Below are 16,420 nucleotides of genomic sequence, written 5' to 3' on the forward strand. Positions count from 1 at the left end.
CCGCTGTAGGCAGGTGCCTCGAAAGAGGCACCTGTTTGAAGTAAATAAGGCGTGACACCCGCAGCATCTTAAAAACGTATCAGCGATATGACGCGCAGGTGCTTCAACAAGTGCCTAGCATTTTTAAGACGCTTCCGCAGAGTCGGCCGTTGATAATAATAAGGAGTGCCGCATGAACAATAAGAAATTACAAGTGCAGGTCGCGCTGGGGCTGGCGTTGTTGGGTGGGATGGCGGTAACAGTACCAGCTCAGGCCGGTGGTTTTGCTACTCCGACCGTGGGCGCCGCTGGTTGGGGGCGTGGCTTCGGTGGGGGATCGCTGTTCAAGGATGATCCAGGCGCGGCTTACAACAACCCAGCAGCAATGGCTTTTATTGATCATAGCGTTGCGCAGTTCACCGTTGACTATGCTCGCATCAATATCAAATACAAAGGTCAGGCCTATGACCTCAATGGTAACCCTCTGGAAAAAACACCTCTGAACCCGGACGGATCTTTTGGTACGCCTTATTCTCAAGGTGACGGCGGTGAGGGTGGTTTTACCGCCTGGCTGCCTACCGGTTTCATGGTTATACCGATCAATGATCGTTTCGCTTTCGGCCTGAGCCAAGTAGTGCCTCAGGGTATGCGCAGTACCTGGGATCAGGACTGGAAGGGGCGTGATTTTGCCGTCGACACCAAGATCGAAACGGTAGGGCTCACCGGCTCTTTATCGTTCAAGGTCAACGATCAGTTCTCCATTGGTGCGGGGGCGATCGTCCAGCACAGCAAGGGCTTCGTCAGCCAGAACATTGACCTGCTGGGGGCGGCGGCTGCCTCGCCAGCGGGCATTCCTTTCCCGTCAGGCGTAGGCGACGCATTGATGCGCGTCAAGGTCGATAACACGTCCGTGGGCTGGTTCACAGGCGTCGTCTGGAAACCCACCGAACGTGACACCCTGGGTTTGAACTACCACGCGAAAATCAAGAACAAGATGGAGGGCAAATACAACATTCGGGCTGATGCAGCGTTGAAAAGCCTGATGACTGATCCTGCGTTGCCCGATGGCACGACGCTGGTGGGGGTTCTTTACCCCGGCTTGAGGTTGCAACCGGACGGCGCCAACGCCGAGACTCAGTTGGATATCCCGGCGAATGCTTCCTTTGACTGGGTGCATGAAGTCAATGAACGGTTGACCCTGGGCGTCAGTGCGACCTGGACTCAATGGTCATCCTTCAAGGCTTTGACGCTGACATCGGACGGTAACCTGATCGTATCGATTCCCTACAAGTATCGCGACGCCTGGCAGTACTCTTTCGGCGGCGATTACAAGCTCACCGACGACCTGACCTTGCGCAGCGGTGTGTCGTTTGACCAGACCCCTACACGCAACTCCACACGTGACCCGCGTATCCCCGACGGGGACCGGATCTTCGCTTCGCTGGGGTTTGGCTACAACGTCAGAGCCATTCCTGGTTTCAGCGTTGACGCGGCCTACTCGCGGCAGTTTGTGCAGGACGTGAAACTGAAGACACAAAACCAAGACCGCCTGGGTGGATCGCGACTTGATGGCAAATCCGAGGGCAAGGGAGAAGTGGTCAGTCTGTCAGCGACCTATCGGTTCTGACCCAAACGGTGTGACGCCGTCATGACGTAGTTGGCTCATCAGGCTGCCTCTTCATGCAGTCGCTTATCGACGGGTTGCCCACGCGACCCGTTCCGATTTTCTGATCCCATCAACCCATCAGGCTGACCCATTCAGCCGCCAATTTTTTCGCTCAAGCATTAAATAAAAATTTCAAAACAAAATTTGAATTTAGCTTTCCAAGTTTGTAGTGTGGCTTTACGCCGCAGGTCAATCCGACCTTCCGCACGTGAACCACGCCCTGAATCGAGTCGAGGTATCCCATGGTTATCTGGTTATTGGTGGGTTTCGCAGCTGCGATTGCCCTGGCGTATCGACAAGCCGCTGCCACCCTGTGGTTGGGTGCTGGCCTGGTCTGGTTGGCGATTGGTTACCTGTTCAACGTGGTGGCGGCGTTCGGCGCCACCGTCGCGGCGGTGCTGGTGGTGTTACCGGCGTTGCTGATGACCCTCAAACCGCTACGCCGCACGTTGTTGACCAGCAAGGCTCTCGGCCTGTTTCGTACGATCATGCCGGCGATGTCCGACACCGAACGCGCGGCCATTGAGTCAGGCACCGTGTGGTGGGACGCCGAGCTGTTCAGCGGCAAGCCCAACTGGCAGCGCCTGCTGCAAGCTGCGCCGGCCAGCCTGAGCGCGGAGGAGCAAGCCTTCCTCGACAATGAGGTGGAAACCCTCTGTGACATCGCCAACGACTGGGAAACCACCCAGGTCTGGCAGGACATGTCGCCCGAAGGCTGGCAGTACACCAAGGACGCCGGCTTCCTCGGCATGATCATTCCCAAGCAGTACGGCGGCAAAGGCTTCTCCCACTATGCGCACTCGCAGGTGGTGATGAAGCTGTCGACGCGCTGCTCGGCGGCGGCGATCTCGGTGATGGTGCCCAACTCCCTCGGCCCGGCCGAGCTGCTGTTGCATTACGGCACCGATGCCCAGCGCAACTACTACCTGCCGCGCCTGGCGCGGGGTGAAGACATCCCGTGCTTTGCCCTGACCAGCCCGTATGCCGGCTCGGACGCCGGGGCGATTCCCGACCTGGGCATCGTCTGCAAAGGCACCCATGAAGGCCAGGAAGTACTGGGTTTCCGCGTGACCTGGGACAAGCGCTACATCACCCTGGGCCCGATCGCCACGGTGCTTGGCCTGGCGTTTCGCGCCGAAGACCCGGAAGGCCTGTTAGGCGCTCCCGGTTCGCTCGGCATCACCTGTGCGCTGATCCCGACGTCGCACCCAGGCGTCAACAGTGGCCGTCGCCACTGGCCGCTCAACGCGGTGTTCCAGAATGGTCCTACCACCGGCAAGGATGTATTCATCCCACTGGAATGGGTGATCGGTGGTCGCGAGCAAGTCGGTAACGGCTGGCGCATGTTGATGGAATGCCTGGCCGCCGGCCGCGCGATTTCCCTGCCATCGGCCAACGTCGGCCTGGGCAAGGTCGCAGTACGCGGCACCACCGCCTATGCGGCGATGCGCAAGCAGTTCGGCCTGCCCATCGGCAAGTTCGAAGGCGTGCAGGCGCCGCTGGCGCGCATGGCCGGGCACTTGTATGCCTGCGATGCGGTGCGCAAGGTCTCGGTGGCGTCCCTGGACGCCGGTGAGAAACCGTCGGTGATCTCGGCCATCGCCAAGTACCACGTCACCGAACGGGCGCGGATTATCGTCAACGACGGCATGGATATCGTCGCCGGCAAGGGCATCTGCATGGGGCCCAATAACTTCCTCGCGCGCGCCTACCAGCAGAGCCCCATCGCCATCACGGTGGAAGGCGCGAACATCATGACGCGCTGCCTGATCATCTTTGGCCAGGGCCTGATCCGCTGCCATCCTTATGTGTTCCGCGAGATGGAAGCGGCGCGCCACCCGGACCGGCGCAAGGCCCTGGAAGATTTCGACAGCGCGATGTTCGGCCATATCAGCTTTGTGTTGGCCAATACCGTGCGTGCAGCGGTGCATTCCCTGACGGGCGGGCGGCTGATTTCCGCCCCGGCCAAGACCGACCCGGCGTTGGCGTCCTACTATCGCCAGGCTAATCGCCTGTCGGTGGTGCTGGCGCTGATTTCGGATATTTCCATGGGCGTGCTGGGCGGTGCCCTCAAGCGCAAGGAAAGTATTACCGGGCGCCTGGGCGATATTCTCTCGCAGCTGTACATCCTGTCCTGCGTACTCAAGCGCTTCGAGGACGACGGTCGGCCCCAGGCGGATTTGCCGCTGGTGCATTGGGCGGCGCAGGACGCGTTGTTGCGCGGCCATGAAGCGCTGGCCGAAGTGCTCGACAACTACCCGTCGAAAGCCGCCGCCGCAGTGGTGCGAGGCTTGAGTTTCCCGTTCGGCATTCCCCTGCACAAACCCTCGGATCGCCTGCTGGCCCAGGTGGCCGATGTGGTGCAGACCCCCGGCGAAACCCGCGACCGTCTGCTGGCCAATTCCTACATCCCGCGTCCGGAAATCGACAAGCTGGCCTACGGCGAACTTGGCTTCCGCCTGTTGCCGCAAGTCGAGCTGATCGATGCTCGCCTCAAGCCTGCGGTCAAGCAGGGGCTGATCGAGCCGATGCCGATCTCGGCCACGGCCTTCAACGCCTGGCGCGTCAAGGCGCGGGCGCTGGACCTGATCAGCGACGACGAAGACAGCTTGCTGGGGCGCTATGTGGAATACGCCGATCACGGCATCCAGGTGGACGATTTCCCGCAGGACTTCGGCTTGCTGGAGGCGTTGCAACAGCGCAAGCAAGCGCTGGAACCGCCGGCAAAGCGCAAGTCCAGCCAGGGTGAAAACGCCTCGGTCAATTGAGTGGTACTGAATGAACACGCTCAGTGTGGGGCTGGCTTGCCTGCGATGCAGGCGACTCGGTCTATCAGTCAAGCCGAGCCGCTGCCATCGCAGGCAAGCCAGCTCCCACATGGGTCGGGTTTAACAAGGCAGGAATGTGTTGTGAGTGGATCTATCTATGAGTGACAGCTATCTAGCGTTCGTCAGTTCTCCTTGGGGCCGCCGCCTGGCTGGGGCGATCGGTTTGCCCCAACCCTTGCCGTTGCAACGCCATCGCAGCGGTCAGCAAGGCCTCGCCAACCCGGTGATCCTGGCCGGGGCAGGGCGCCTGGCCGGCGAAGTGCAGCGCATTTTCGGCGACACCGACACGGTCACCGCCACTGCGGCCACGCTCAAGGCGCCGTCCACGGTGAAAGTGCAGGGCGCGGTGTTCGATGCCAGCGGCGTGACCGACCTGCAGCAACTCGACGAGCTGTATGTATTCTTCCACGCCAACGCCAAGCGCCTCGGCCAGCACGGTCGCGTGGTGGTGCTCGGCACGGCGCCGGAACACTGCGTCGACTTGCCCCAGGCCATCGCGCAGCGCGCCCTCGAAGGCCTGGTGCGCTCATTGGCCAAGGAGTTGCGCCGGGCCATCACCGTGCAGTTGCTGTACGTGGCGCCGGGGGCCGAGGCGGCGCTGGACAGCAGCCTGCGGTTCTTCCTGTCGCGCCGGTCGGCCTATGTGTCCGGGCAAGTGGTGCGCCTGGAAGCCCCGGTGGACGGTCACGTCACGGTCAATTGGGACAAGCCCTTCGCCGGCCGCCGCGCGCTGGTCACCGGCGCGTCGCGTGGCATTGGCCTGGCCATCGCCCAAGTGCTGGCGCGTGACGGTGCCCATGTGGTCTGCGTGGACGTGCCCCAGGCCCACGACGCGCTGCAGCAAGCCGCCAGCAGTGTCGGCGGCTCGGCCCTGCCGCTGGATATCACCGCTGCCGATGCCACCGCGTTGTTGCAGGCGCATATCAGCCAATACGGCGCCTTCGATGTGGTGGTGCACAACGCCGGGATCACCCGCGACAAGACCATCGCGAAGATGACCGAGGCAGCCTGGCGCAGTGTGCTGGCGGTCAACCTCGAAGCGCCGTTGCAACTGAGCCAGGCGCTGCTCGACCATCAGGGCCTGAACGCTGGTGGGCGCATCGTGTGCGTGTCGTCGATTTCCGGCATCGCCGGCAACCTCGGGCAGAGCAACTACGCGACCTCCAAGGCCGGCGTGATTGGCCTGGTGCAAGGCCTGGCCCGGCAGGCAGCGGCGCAACAGGTGACGGTGAATGCCGTGGCGCCGGGGTTTATCGAAACCCAGATGACCGCAAAAATCCCGTTGATGATTCGCGAAGCGGGGCGGCGCATGAACTCGATGTCCCAGGGCGGCCAGCCGATCGATGTGGCCGAGACCATCGCCTGGCTGGCACACCCGGCATCCGGCGCCGTCAATGGCCAGGTCGTACGCGTGTGCGGGCAAAGCCTGCTGGGAGCCTGAGCCATGGACTACGTGACGCAGATCATCGACCCGCCACCCTCGCGCACCCGCCTGCTGCTGGATGGCGTGCGCGCCCTGCGCAAGCCCAAGCTCGACGGTGTGCCGGTGCTGCCCAAGGAGCGCCTGGTGCGCTCGGCGGTGGAGCTGAGCGCCACCGGCATTGCCGGCTATGGCCGTGCGTGTGGCTTTCGTCACGAGCAGGGGGTGCCGTTGTCCTACCCGCATGTGTTGGCGTTCCCGCTGCACCTGATGCTGTTGACCCGGCCGAGCTTCCCGTACCCGGCCGGCGGCATGGTGCACCTGGCCAACCGCATTCGGCAGCACCAGCGGTTGCACCCAGGCCAGGCGTTGCGCATCGAGGTGTACGCCGAGCGCTGGGTCGCGCACCCCAAGGGACAGGCATTGAGCATCGCCACCCGTGCCTACAGTGCCGATGCGCTGGTGTGGGAAAGCGACAGCCTGTACCTGCGCCGCGACGTGAAGAACCCGCTCGGCGAGCCGTGGGGCGAGGCGCTGGAGTTGTCGAAAGAGGGCCTTTTGCGCACGCAACGCTGGGTATTGCCGGCCGATCTGGGCCGACGTTTCGCCAAGGTGTCGGGGGATTTCAACCCGATCCACGCCTCGATGATCGGCGCGAAAATCTTCGGTTTTCGCCGCGCCATCGCCCATGGCATGTGGACCCTTGGCCGAGCGCTCGCCGCCCAGCAGCCACCTGGAGGCCTGGACCAGGCCGAAGCCCATTGCGATTTCAAACTGCCGATCTACCTGCCCGGCCAGGTCGCCCTGTGGAGCCACCCCGTGACCGGCCCGCGCCGTGCATTCGAGGTGCGCAATGCTGCCGGCGACAAACCCCATATGCGTGGGCTCTTTATTTGGAAAGCCTTAGATGAGTGACTACAGCTTCAACCCGGCTCCGACCCGCCGCGTGGCGATCATCGGCGGCAACCGCATTCCGTTTGCCCGCTCCAACACCGTGTACGCCCATGACAGCAACCAGGATTTGCTGGTGGCGGCGCTGCAAGGCCTGGTCGACCGCTACAACCTGCACGGCCAGCGCCTGGGCGAGTTCGCCGCCGGCGCGGTGATCAAGCATTCGCGCGATTTCAACCTGGCGCGCGAGTCGCTGCTGTCCACCACGCTGTCGCCGCAAACGCCGGCTTACGACGTGCAACAAGCCTGCGGCACCGGCCTGGAAGCGGCGCTGCTGGTGGCGAATAAGATTGCCCTGGGCCAGATCGAGGTGGGCATCGCCGGCGGCGCCGACACCACTTCCGATGCGCCCATCGGCATCAACGAATCCCTGCGCCACACGTTGCTGGCGGCCAATCGCGCCAAGGGCATGGGCGACAAGCTCAAGGCATTGCTGAAAGTGCGCCCGTCGATGTTGTTCAAGCCGCTGCTGCCCCGTAACGGCGAGCCGCGCACGGGCTTGTCGATGGGCGAGCACTGCGAAGAAATGGCCAAGCGCTGGCAGATCAAGCGCCTGGCGCAGGACGAGTTGACCCTGACCAGCCACCAGCGTCTGGACGCTGCCTATAAACGCGGCTTTTTCGACGACCTGATCAGCCCCCATCGCGGCCTGGCCCGCGACAATAACCTGCGTGCCGACGCGAGCCTGGAGAAACTCGCCGGCCTGTCCCCGGCCTATGACCGGCAGAACGGCACGCTCACGGCCGGCAACTCCACGCCGCTCACCGATGGCGCCTCGGTGGTGTTGCTGGCCAGTGAAGAGTGGGCGGCGGCCAATGGCTGGCCGGTGCTGGCCTACCTGCGCACTGGCGAAACGGCGGCGGTGAATTTCGTCGACGGCACCGAAGGCCTGTTGATGGCTCCGGCCTATGCAGTGCCGCGCATGCTCAAGCGCGAAGGGCTGAGCTTTGCCGACTTCGATTTTTTCGAGATCCACGAAGCCTTCGCCGCCCAGGTGCTGTGCACGCTCAAGGCTTGGGAGGACGCCGATTATTGCCGCGAGCGGCTAGGCTTGGAGGCTCCGCTCGGCCCGATCGAACGCAGCAAAATGAACGTCAACGGCGGCTCGCTGGGCTGTGGTCACCCGTTTGCCGCCACCGGTGGCCGGCAGTTGGCGGCGCTGGCCAAGGCCATCCATGAGCGGGGTGGCGGTCGCGGCCTGATTTCGATCTGCGCGGCGGGCGGGTTGGGCATTACTGCCATCGTCGAAAAGTAGCTCTATCAAAAACAACAACAAGGAGACTGCCATGAACGCTGTAAGCCAGGAACAAACCGAACGGATCTGGTTGAACGCTTACCTGCCCGGCGTACCGGCAGACATCGATGCCGCTATCGAGGACTACCCGTCGTTGCGCGAGGTGTTCGTGGAGCACCTGGAGAAGTTTCGCGAGCGGGTCGCCTACGTCAGCATCGGCACCGAAATGACCTACGCCGACTGGCACGTGCAAGGCATTGCCTTTGCCGCCTGGCTGCAAGGCCAGGGCGTACAGCCGGGCGACCGTGTGGCGCTGATGATGCCCAACTGCTTGCAGTACCCGATCTGCCTGTTGGGCACGATCCTGGCCGGTGCGGTGGTGGTCAACGTCAACCCGCTGTACACCTCCCATGAGCTCAAGCATTTGCTCAAGGACAGCGGCGCCGAAACCGTGGTGATTTTCGAAAACTTCGCCCACACCCTGGAAAAAGTCATCGGCGGCAGCAGCGTCAAGCGCGTGGTGGTGGCGGCCATCGGCGACTTGCTCGGTACGCTCAAGGGCGCGGCGATGAACTTCATCCTGCGCCGCGTGCAAAAGCAGGTGCCCACGTTCAACCTGCGCGGCGCGGTGCGTTTCAATCAGGTGCTCAAGCAGGGCCGGGGGCTGAACCATTTTCCGGTGGGCATGCACCTTGATGACCTGGCGTTCCTGCAATACACCGGCGGCACCACGGGCGACGCCAAGGGCGTGATGCTCAGCCACCGCAATATCATTGCCAACCTGCTGCAGGCCAAGGCCTGGGTCGGCGATCAACTGGACCAGGACAAGCAGGAAACCAACGTCACCCTGCTGCCGCTGTACCACATCTTTTCGCTGACGGTGAACTGCCTGATGTTCATGTGCCTGGGCGGGCGCAACATCCTCATCGCCAACCCGCGGGATGTGAAGCGTGTGCAGATGATCCTGCGCAAGGAGCGCTTCAACGGGATTGCCGGGGTCAATACGCTGTTCAACGGCTTGCTGGAAAACCCGGAGTTCTGCGCGCGGGACTTTTCCGACCTGCGCATGGTGATCGCCGGTGGCATGGCCACGCACACGGCAGTGGCCAAGCGCTGGAAGGAAGTCACCGGGCTGCCGATCATCGAAGGCTACGGCCTGACCGAGTGTTCGCCGGTGGTGAGCATCAGCCCGATCAACATCGCCCGTATGCGCGAGATGGACTTCACCGGTAGCATTGGCGTGCCGCTGCCGTCGACCTGGGTGCGGTTTGTTCGCGAAGACGGCGAGCTGGCCGAACTTGGTGAGCAGGGCGAACTGCAAGTGCGCGGCCCGCAGGTGATGCAGGGTTACTGGCAGCGACCGAAGGAAACCGCCGAGGTGCTGGATGCCGAAGGCTGGCTGTCGACCGGTGATATCGGGGTGATGGATGAGCGCGGTTATATCCGCCTGGTGGACCGCAAGAAAGACATGATCCTGGTCTCGGGCTTCAACGTGTACCCGAATGAAATCGAGGACGTGGTGGCCTTGCACCCCGGCGTCGGGGAAGTCGCGGCGATTGGCGTGGAAGATGGCGTGACCGGCGAGAAGGTCAAGATCATCGTGGTGCGCAAGGACCCGAACCTGACCCAGGAACAGATCCTCGCCCATTGCCGTGAATACCTGACGGGCTACAAGATGCCGAAGTATGTGGAATTCCGAACCACGGAATTGCCGAAAACCACCGTCGGCAAAGTCCTGCGCCGCGCTTTGCGGAGCTGAAGGTCCGGCCCCTGTGGGAGCTGGCTTGCCCGCGATGGCGGGGTGACAGACACACCGCTATCGCAGGCAAGCCAGCTCCCACATTTGGGGTGTATTCCAAGGTTGGAACCGGGTTGTGCCGTCGGTAGAAAAGTTAGTGCAGCACTCCGGATTCCAAGTCCGAACAACGATCAAAACTGTGGGAGCGGGCTTGCCCGCGAAAGCGGTGTGTCAGTCGATGAACAGGGTGACTGATCCAGCGATTTCGCGAGCAAGCCCGCTCCCACATTTAGCTCGTATTCCAAGGTTGGAACCGGGTTGTGCCGTCAGTGGAAATGTGGGCGTAGCACCGCGAATCCCAAGCCGAACAACGATCAAAACTGTGGGAGCGGGCTTGCTCGCGAAAGCGGTGTGTCAGTCGATGAACAGGGTGACTGATCCAGCACCTTCGCGAGCAAGCCCGCTCCCACATTTTTGGCGTGTATTCCAAGGTTGGAACCGGGTTGTGCCGTCGGTGGAAATGTTGGCGCAGCACCGCGAATTCCAGGCCGAACAACGATCAAAACTGTGGGAGCGGGCTTGCTCGCGAAAGCGGTGTGTCAGTCGATGAACAGGGTGACTGATCCAGCGATTTCGCGAGCAAGCCCGCTCTCACATTTAGCTCGTATTCCAAGGTTGGAACCGGGTTGTGCCGTCGGTGGAAATGTGTGCGCAGCACCGCGAATCCCAAGCCGAAAAACGATCAAAACTGTGGGAGCGGGCTTGCTCGCGAAAGCGGTGGGTCAGTCGATGAACAGGGTGGCTGATCCAGCGCCTTCGCGAGCAAGCCCGCTCCCACATTTAGCTTGTATTCCAAGGTTGGAACCGGGTTGTGCCGTCGGTGAAAATGTGGGCGCAGCACCGCGAATCGCAAGCCGAACAACGATCAAAACTGTGGGAGCGGGCTTGCCCGCGAAAGCGGTGGTTCAGTCGATGAATAGGGTGACTGATCCAGCGCCTTCGCGAGCAAGCCCGCTCCCACATTTGGCTCGTATTCCAAGGTTGGAACCGGGTTGTGCCGTCGGTGAAACTATTAGTGCAGCACCCCGAATCCCAAGCCGAACAACGATCAAAAATGTGGGAGCGGGCTTGCTCGCGAAAGCGGTGTGTCAGTCGATGAACAGGGTGACTGATCCAGCGCCTTCGCGAGCAAGCCCGCTCCCACATTTGGGGTGCATTCCAAGGTTGGAACCGGGTTGTGCCGTCGGTGAAAGTGTGGGCGCAGCACCGCGAATCGCAAGCCGAACAACGATCAAAACTGTGGGAGCGGGCTTGCCCGCGAAAGCGGTGTGTCAGTCAATGAATAGGGTGACTGATCCAGCGCCTTCGCGAGTAAGCTCGCTCCCACATTTGGGGTGTATTCCAATGTTTAAACCGTGTCCACTGTTACCCAGCGTTCTTCACGGGCCGCGACGCGAATCGCGGTGGCCAGCCGTTCCACTGCCCACGCGGCGTCAAAATCGGTGCCGTCCGCCCCCTGGCCGGCCACGGCCATGATCAACTCCTGGACTTCCAGCGTCTTCAGTTCGTTGTAACCCAATTGGTGCCCGGCCGCCGGGCTGAACGCTGCGTAGCCGGGCAGGGCGGGGCCGGCCAGCAGGCGCTGGAAACCGTCCTGGCCGGCACGGCACAGGCGCAGTTCGTTCAAGCGCTCCTGGTCGAAGGCCAAGGTGCCCAGGGTGCCGCTGATCTCGAAACTCAGGTGGTTCTTGTAGCCATGCTTGAGCCAACTGCTGCTCACCGTGCCGCGCGCGCCATTGGCGAAGCGCAGCAGGGCATGCACCTGGTCATCCACCGCGATGGCTTTGCGCTCATCGCTGCCGTGTACCGCAGGGCGCTGGGCGTGGACGGTCTGGGTGTCGGCGCACACGCTGGCGACATCCCCCACCAGATAGTGCGCCATCGACAGCAAGTGGCTGCCCAGGTCCGCCAGCGCGCCGCCGGCATGCGCCACTTCGCAGCGCCATGACCACGGTGACGCGGGGTCGGCCATGAAGTCTTCGCTGAACTCGCCCTGGAAGCTGATGATTTCGCCGAGATCGCCGTTGGCAATCATCTGCCGAGCCAGGCCGATCATCGGGTTGTGCTGGTAGTTGTAGCCGACCCGCGTCACCACCCCGGCCGCACGGGCGGCGCGGCGCATGGCGTCGGCCTGTTCGAGGCTGACGGCCAGCGGTTTTTCGCAGTACACCGCCTTGCCGGCCGCAATTGCGGCCATGGCCATGGGGTAATGCAGGTGGTTGGGGGTGGTGATGGCCACGACATCGACGGCAGGATCATCGATCAGCGCCTGCCAGTCGCCGTGGGCCTGGGCAAAGCCCCAGGCCTTGGCGCAGCGCTGGGCACGCTCGGTATCGGCATCGGCCAGGGCGGCCAGCTTGAGGTGTACCGGCAGGTCAAATACCGCCCGGGCGTTATTGAATGCCAGGGCATGGGCGCGGCCCATGAAGCCTGTGCCGATCAAGCCGATTCCGAGTTCACGCATAGCCGTGGTCCTTTGGTTTATTGTTTTCAGGTGGCTATTAATGGAATAAAAATTCTCATAATTCAAGATATGGAATAAAAATTCATTGAGCGGGTGGTTGATCGTTCCCACGCTCTGCGTGGGAATGCAGCCCTTGACGCTCCGCGTCACCCGTCACGCCTCGGCAGCGGTAAACGACCAATCAGTGCGACTGATGGCGCCATATTCAGCACGTGGCCAAACGCCGCCAGTTAACAAAAGATAACGTAGCGCCGATTGTCAGACGATTCGAAAGCCCGATAGGATGGCCCCTGCTTCCTTCAGGCGCTCTAGATTGCAGGTTTCAGGCGCCAGGAAGGCAAGACGACCTAACAATAATAAATCGGGAGAAAGGTCTATGAGTGAGCCTGTCATGGGTTGGGTTGTTTGCCGCCCACGCGCCGCACGCAAGGTTGCGTTGCTGGCCGCAGCGCTCTCGCTGTTTGGGGCAGTCGCGTTGCCGACTGTCGTCCAGGCCGCCAGCGATACCACTTTTGCGATTGAATCCCCCAAGGCCGCCAAAGGCCTGATGATCGATGTCGTCCATGCCGGCAAGCGCCTGGTGGCCGTCGGTGATCGCGGGCATATCCTCTATTCCGATGACCAGGGCAGTACCTGGACCCAAGCCAAAGTGCCTACCCGGCAACTGCTCACGGCGGTGTTTTTCGTCGATGACAAGCACGGCTGGGCAGTCGGCCATGATGCGCAGATCCTCGCCAGTGCAGACGGCGGCGCCACCTGGACCCAGCAATACCAGGACCTCAAGCGCGAAGCGCCACTGCTCGACGTGTGGTTCAAGGATGCCGAGCACGGCCTGGCCGTGGGCGCCTACGGTGCGCTGATCGCGACCGACGACGGCGGCAAGACCTGGGCAGACGTCAGCGACCGCCTCGACAACGAAGACCAGTTCCACCTCAACGCCATTGCGCACATCAAGGACGCCGGCCTGTTTATCGTCGGCGAGCAGGGCAGCATGTTCCGCTCCAGCGACGACGGCCAGACCTGGGAAAAGCTCGAAGGCCCCTACGAGGGCTCGCTGTTTGGCGTGATCAGCACGGCGCAGCCGCAGACGCTGTTGGCCTACGGCCTGCGCGGCAATCTCTACCGCTCCACCGATTTCGGCAGCACCTGGGAGCAGGTTGAACTGCCGGCGGCACGCGGTGCCCTGGAGTTTGGCCTGTCGGGGGCGACCTTGCTCGACGACGGATCGCTGGTGGTGGTCGGCAATGGCGGCAGCGTGGTGGTCAGTCATGACGACGGCCAGACCTTCAGCGTGTTCAATCGCCCGGACCGCATTTCCCTCTCGTCGGTGACGGCAGCAGGCAATGGCAACTTGATTCTGGCCGGGCAGGGTGGCGTGCGTGTTGCCACTGCGACTGGCGCTGAACTGGCAAAACAATAAAAAAGGCGGGGAAAGAATGAGCAGTCATCACAACGATAAAGCGACCTTTCTTGAGCGCCTGATCTTCAACAACCGTCCGGCAGTGATCGTGATCTGCCTGCTGGTGAGCATTTTCCTGTTCTGGCAGGCGACGCTGATTCGCCCGTCCACCAGCTTTGAAAAGATGATCCCCCTCAAGCACCCCTTCATCGAAAAGATGATGGAGCACCGCAACGACCTGGCCAACCTGGGCAACACCGTGCGCATCTCGGTGGAAGCCAAGGACGGTGACATCTTCACCAAGGAGTACATGGAGACCCTGCGGCAGATCAACGACGAGGTGTTCTACATCTCCGGCGTCGACCGCTCGGGCCTCAAGTCGCTGTGGAGCCCCAGCGTACGCTGGACCGAAGTGACCGAAGAAGGTTTTGCCGGCGGTGAAGTGATCCCGCAGAGCTACAACGGCTCGCCGGAAAGCCTCGACCAGTTGCGCAACAACGTGCTCAAGTCCGGCCAGGTCGGGCGCCTGGTGGCCAACGATTTCAAGTCGAGCATTGTCGACATCCCACTGCTGGAGTCCTACCCGGACCCGCAGGACCAGGGCAAGCTGCTGGCCCTGGACTACCAGAAATTTTCCCACGAGCTTGAGGACAAGATCCGCACCAAGTTCCAGGAACAGAACCCCAACGTGCAGATCCACATCGTCGGCTTCGCGAAGAAGGTCGGTGACCTGATCGACGGGTTGATCATGGTGGTGCTGTTCTTCGGCGTGGCCTTTGTCATCACGCTGATCCTGCTGCTGTGGTTCACCAACTGCCTGCGCAGTACCATCGCGGTGCTCAGCACGACGCTGGTGGCGGTGGTCTGGCAGCTGGGGCTGATGCACTTTTTCGGTTTCGGCCTCGACCCGTATTCGATGCTGGTGCCGTTCCTGATTTTCGCCATCGGGATTTCCCATGGCGTGCAGAAGATCAACGGTATCGCCCTGCAGTCCAGTGAGGCCGACAACGCGTTGACGGCCGCACGCCGCACCTTCCGGCAACTGTTCCTGCCGGGCATGATCGCGATTCTCGCCGACGCGGTGGGCTTCATCACGCTGCTGATCATCGACATCGGCGTGATCCGCGAACTGGCCATCGGCGCCTCCATCGGCGTGGCGGTGATCGTGTTCACCAACCTGATCCTGTTGCCGGTGGCGATCTCCTATGTCGGCATCAGCAAACGCGCGATTGCCAAGAGCAAAAAGGACGCCAACCGCGATCACCCGTTCTGGCGCCTGCTGTCGAATTTCGCCAGCGCCAAGGTCGCGCCGGTGTCCATCGTACTGGCGCTGATCGCCTTCGGTGGCGGCCTGTGGTACAGCCAGAACCTGAAGATCGGCGACCTGGACCAGGGCGCCCCGGAACTGCGTCCGGACTCGCGCTACAACAAGGACAACAACTTCATCATAAACAATTACTCCACCAGCTCCGACGTGCTGGTGGTGATGGTCAAGACCAAGGCCGAAGGCTGCTCGCGCTACGAAGCCATGGATCCTATCGACCAGTTGATGTGGAAGATGCAGAACACCGAAGGCGTGCAATCGGCGATCTCGCTGGTGACCGTGTCCAAGCAGATGATCAAGGGCATGAACGAGGGCAACCTGAAATGGGAAACCCTGTCGCGCAACCCCGACGTGCTCAACAACTCCATCGCCCGCGCCGATGGCCTGTACAACAACAATTGTTCGCTCGCCCCGGTGCTGGTGTTCCTCAACGACCACAAGGCCGCGACCCTCGATCGCGCCGTGCATGCGGTGCAGGACTTCGCCAAGGAGAACAACAAGGACGGGCTGGAATTCCTGCTCGCTGCCGGTAACGCCGGGATCGAGGCCGCCACCAACGAGGTGATCAAGGAGGCCGAGCTGACCATCCTGATCCTGGTCTACCTGTGCGTGGCGACCATGTGCATGATCACCTTCCGTTCCTGGGCGGCGACCCTGTGCATCGTGCTGCCGCTGGTGCTGACCTCGGTGCTGGGCAACGCGCTGATGGCGTTCATGGGCATTGGCGTCAAGGTCGCGACCCTGCCGGTGGTAGCGTTGGGCGTGGGGATTGGCGTGGACTACGGCATCTACATCTACAGCCGCCTGGAAAGTTTCCTGCGTGCAGGGTTGCCGTTGCAGGAAGCCTATTACCAGACGCTCAAGTCGACCGGTAAAGCCGTGCTGTTCACCGGCCTCTGCCTGGCGATTGGCGTGTGCACCTGGATCTTCTCGGCGATCAAGTTCCAGGCCGACATGGGCCTGATGCTGACCTTCATGCTGCTGTGGAACATGTTCGGTGCGCTGTGGCTCCTGCCAGCACTGGCGCGCTTCCTGATCAAGCCCGAGAAGCTCGCGGGGCAGAAGGGCAACTCGCTGTTTGCCCACTGAGGTAGGACTTGGGGCTAGTGGGGTTCTTGTGGAAAGTGGGATTGGTTGTGGCTAGTGGGCTTCATGTGGAGAGTGGGATTGTTGTGGCTAGTGGGCTTCATGTGGAGAGTAGGATTGGTTGTGGCTAGTGGGCTTCATGTGGAGAGTGGGATTGGTTGTGGCTAGCGGGCTTCATGTGGAGAGTGGGATTGGTTGTGGCTAGTGGGCTTCATGTGGAAAGTGGGATTGTTGTGGCTAGCGGGCTCCTTGTGGCGAGCGGGCTTGCCCC

The 16,420-nt window shown here is 61.9% G+C and carries 9 protein-coding genes; 8 read left to right on the forward strand and 1 reads right to left on the reverse strand.

The features are described from left to right. Positions 1-172 precede the first annotated feature (172 nt). From BBG20_RS23995 to BBG20_RS24020, 6 genes are all read left to right on the forward strand, one after another. Complete coding sequence (locus BBG20_RS23995) at positions 173-1,606, forward strand: outer membrane protein transport protein (protein WP_065907847.1); 1,434 nt, start codon at positions 173-175, stop codon at positions 1,604-1,606. A gap of 281 nt (positions 1,607-1,887) precedes the next feature. After that, positions 1,888-4,413, forward strand: coding sequence for an acyl-CoA dehydrogenase (locus BBG20_RS24000; RefSeq protein ID WP_065907849.1), 2,526 nt, complete (start codon positions 1,888-1,890; stop codon positions 4,411-4,413). Between the two features lie 157 nt (positions 4,414-4,570). Continuing rightward, on the forward strand, positions 4,571-5,914 hold the full coding sequence (locus BBG20_RS24005; RefSeq protein ID WP_065907851.1) for a 3-oxoacyl-ACP reductase: 1,344 nt from the start codon (positions 4,571-4,573) through the stop codon (positions 5,912-5,914). Positions 5,915-5,917: 3 nt separating this feature from the next. Continuing rightward, entirely contained in the window at positions 5,918-6,808 is an 891-nt protein-coding gene (locus BBG20_RS24010; RefSeq protein WP_065907853.1) for a MaoC/PaaZ C-terminal domain-containing protein, read from the forward strand. Then, positions 6,801-8,099 carry an acetyl-CoA C-acetyltransferase gene (locus tag BBG20_RS24015; RefSeq protein WP_065907854.1) on the forward strand — a complete coding sequence of 433 codons (1,299 nt, stop codon included), beginning with the start codon at positions 6,801-6,803 and terminating at the stop codon, positions 8,097-8,099. The genes BBG20_RS24010 and BBG20_RS24015 overlap by 8 nt, the downstream gene beginning before the upstream one ends. Positions 8,100-8,130: 31 nt before the next feature. Beyond that, a complete protein-coding gene (locus BBG20_RS24020; protein WP_065907856.1) occupies positions 8,131-9,837 on the forward strand; it encodes an AMP-binding protein in 1,707 nt (568 codons plus the stop codon). 1,387 nt (positions 9,838-11,224) lie between these two features. On the opposite strand, the gene BBG20_RS24025 is transcribed toward BBG20_RS24020, so the two are convergent. After that, positions 11,225-12,340, reverse strand: a complete 1,116-nt coding sequence (locus BBG20_RS24025; protein WP_065907858.1) for a Gfo/Idh/MocA family protein — start codon at positions 12,338-12,340, stop codon at positions 11,225-11,227. 391 nt (positions 12,341-12,731) lie between these two features. Between BBG20_RS24025 and BBG20_RS24030 the strand changes: the two genes are divergently transcribed. Both BBG20_RS24030 and BBG20_RS24035 read left to right on the forward strand, forming a co-directional pair. Next, positions 12,732-13,760, forward strand: coding sequence for a WD40/YVTN/BNR-like repeat-containing protein (locus tag BBG20_RS24030; RefSeq protein ID WP_177343960.1), 1,029 nt, complete (start codon positions 12,732-12,734; stop codon positions 13,758-13,760). A 16-nt stretch (positions 13,761-13,776) separates the two neighbouring features. Further along, positions 13,777-16,152, forward strand: a complete 2,376-nt coding sequence (locus BBG20_RS24035) for an efflux RND transporter permease subunit (RefSeq protein ID WP_065907861.1) — start codon at positions 13,777-13,779, stop codon at positions 16,150-16,152. Positions 16,153-16,420 lie beyond the last annotated feature (268 nt).

The sequence above is a fragment of the Pseudomonas aylmerensis genome (genome assembly GCF_001702265.1).
GTDB lineage: Bacteria > Pseudomonadota > Gammaproteobacteria > Pseudomonadales > Pseudomonadaceae > Aquipseudomonas > Aquipseudomonas aylmerensis.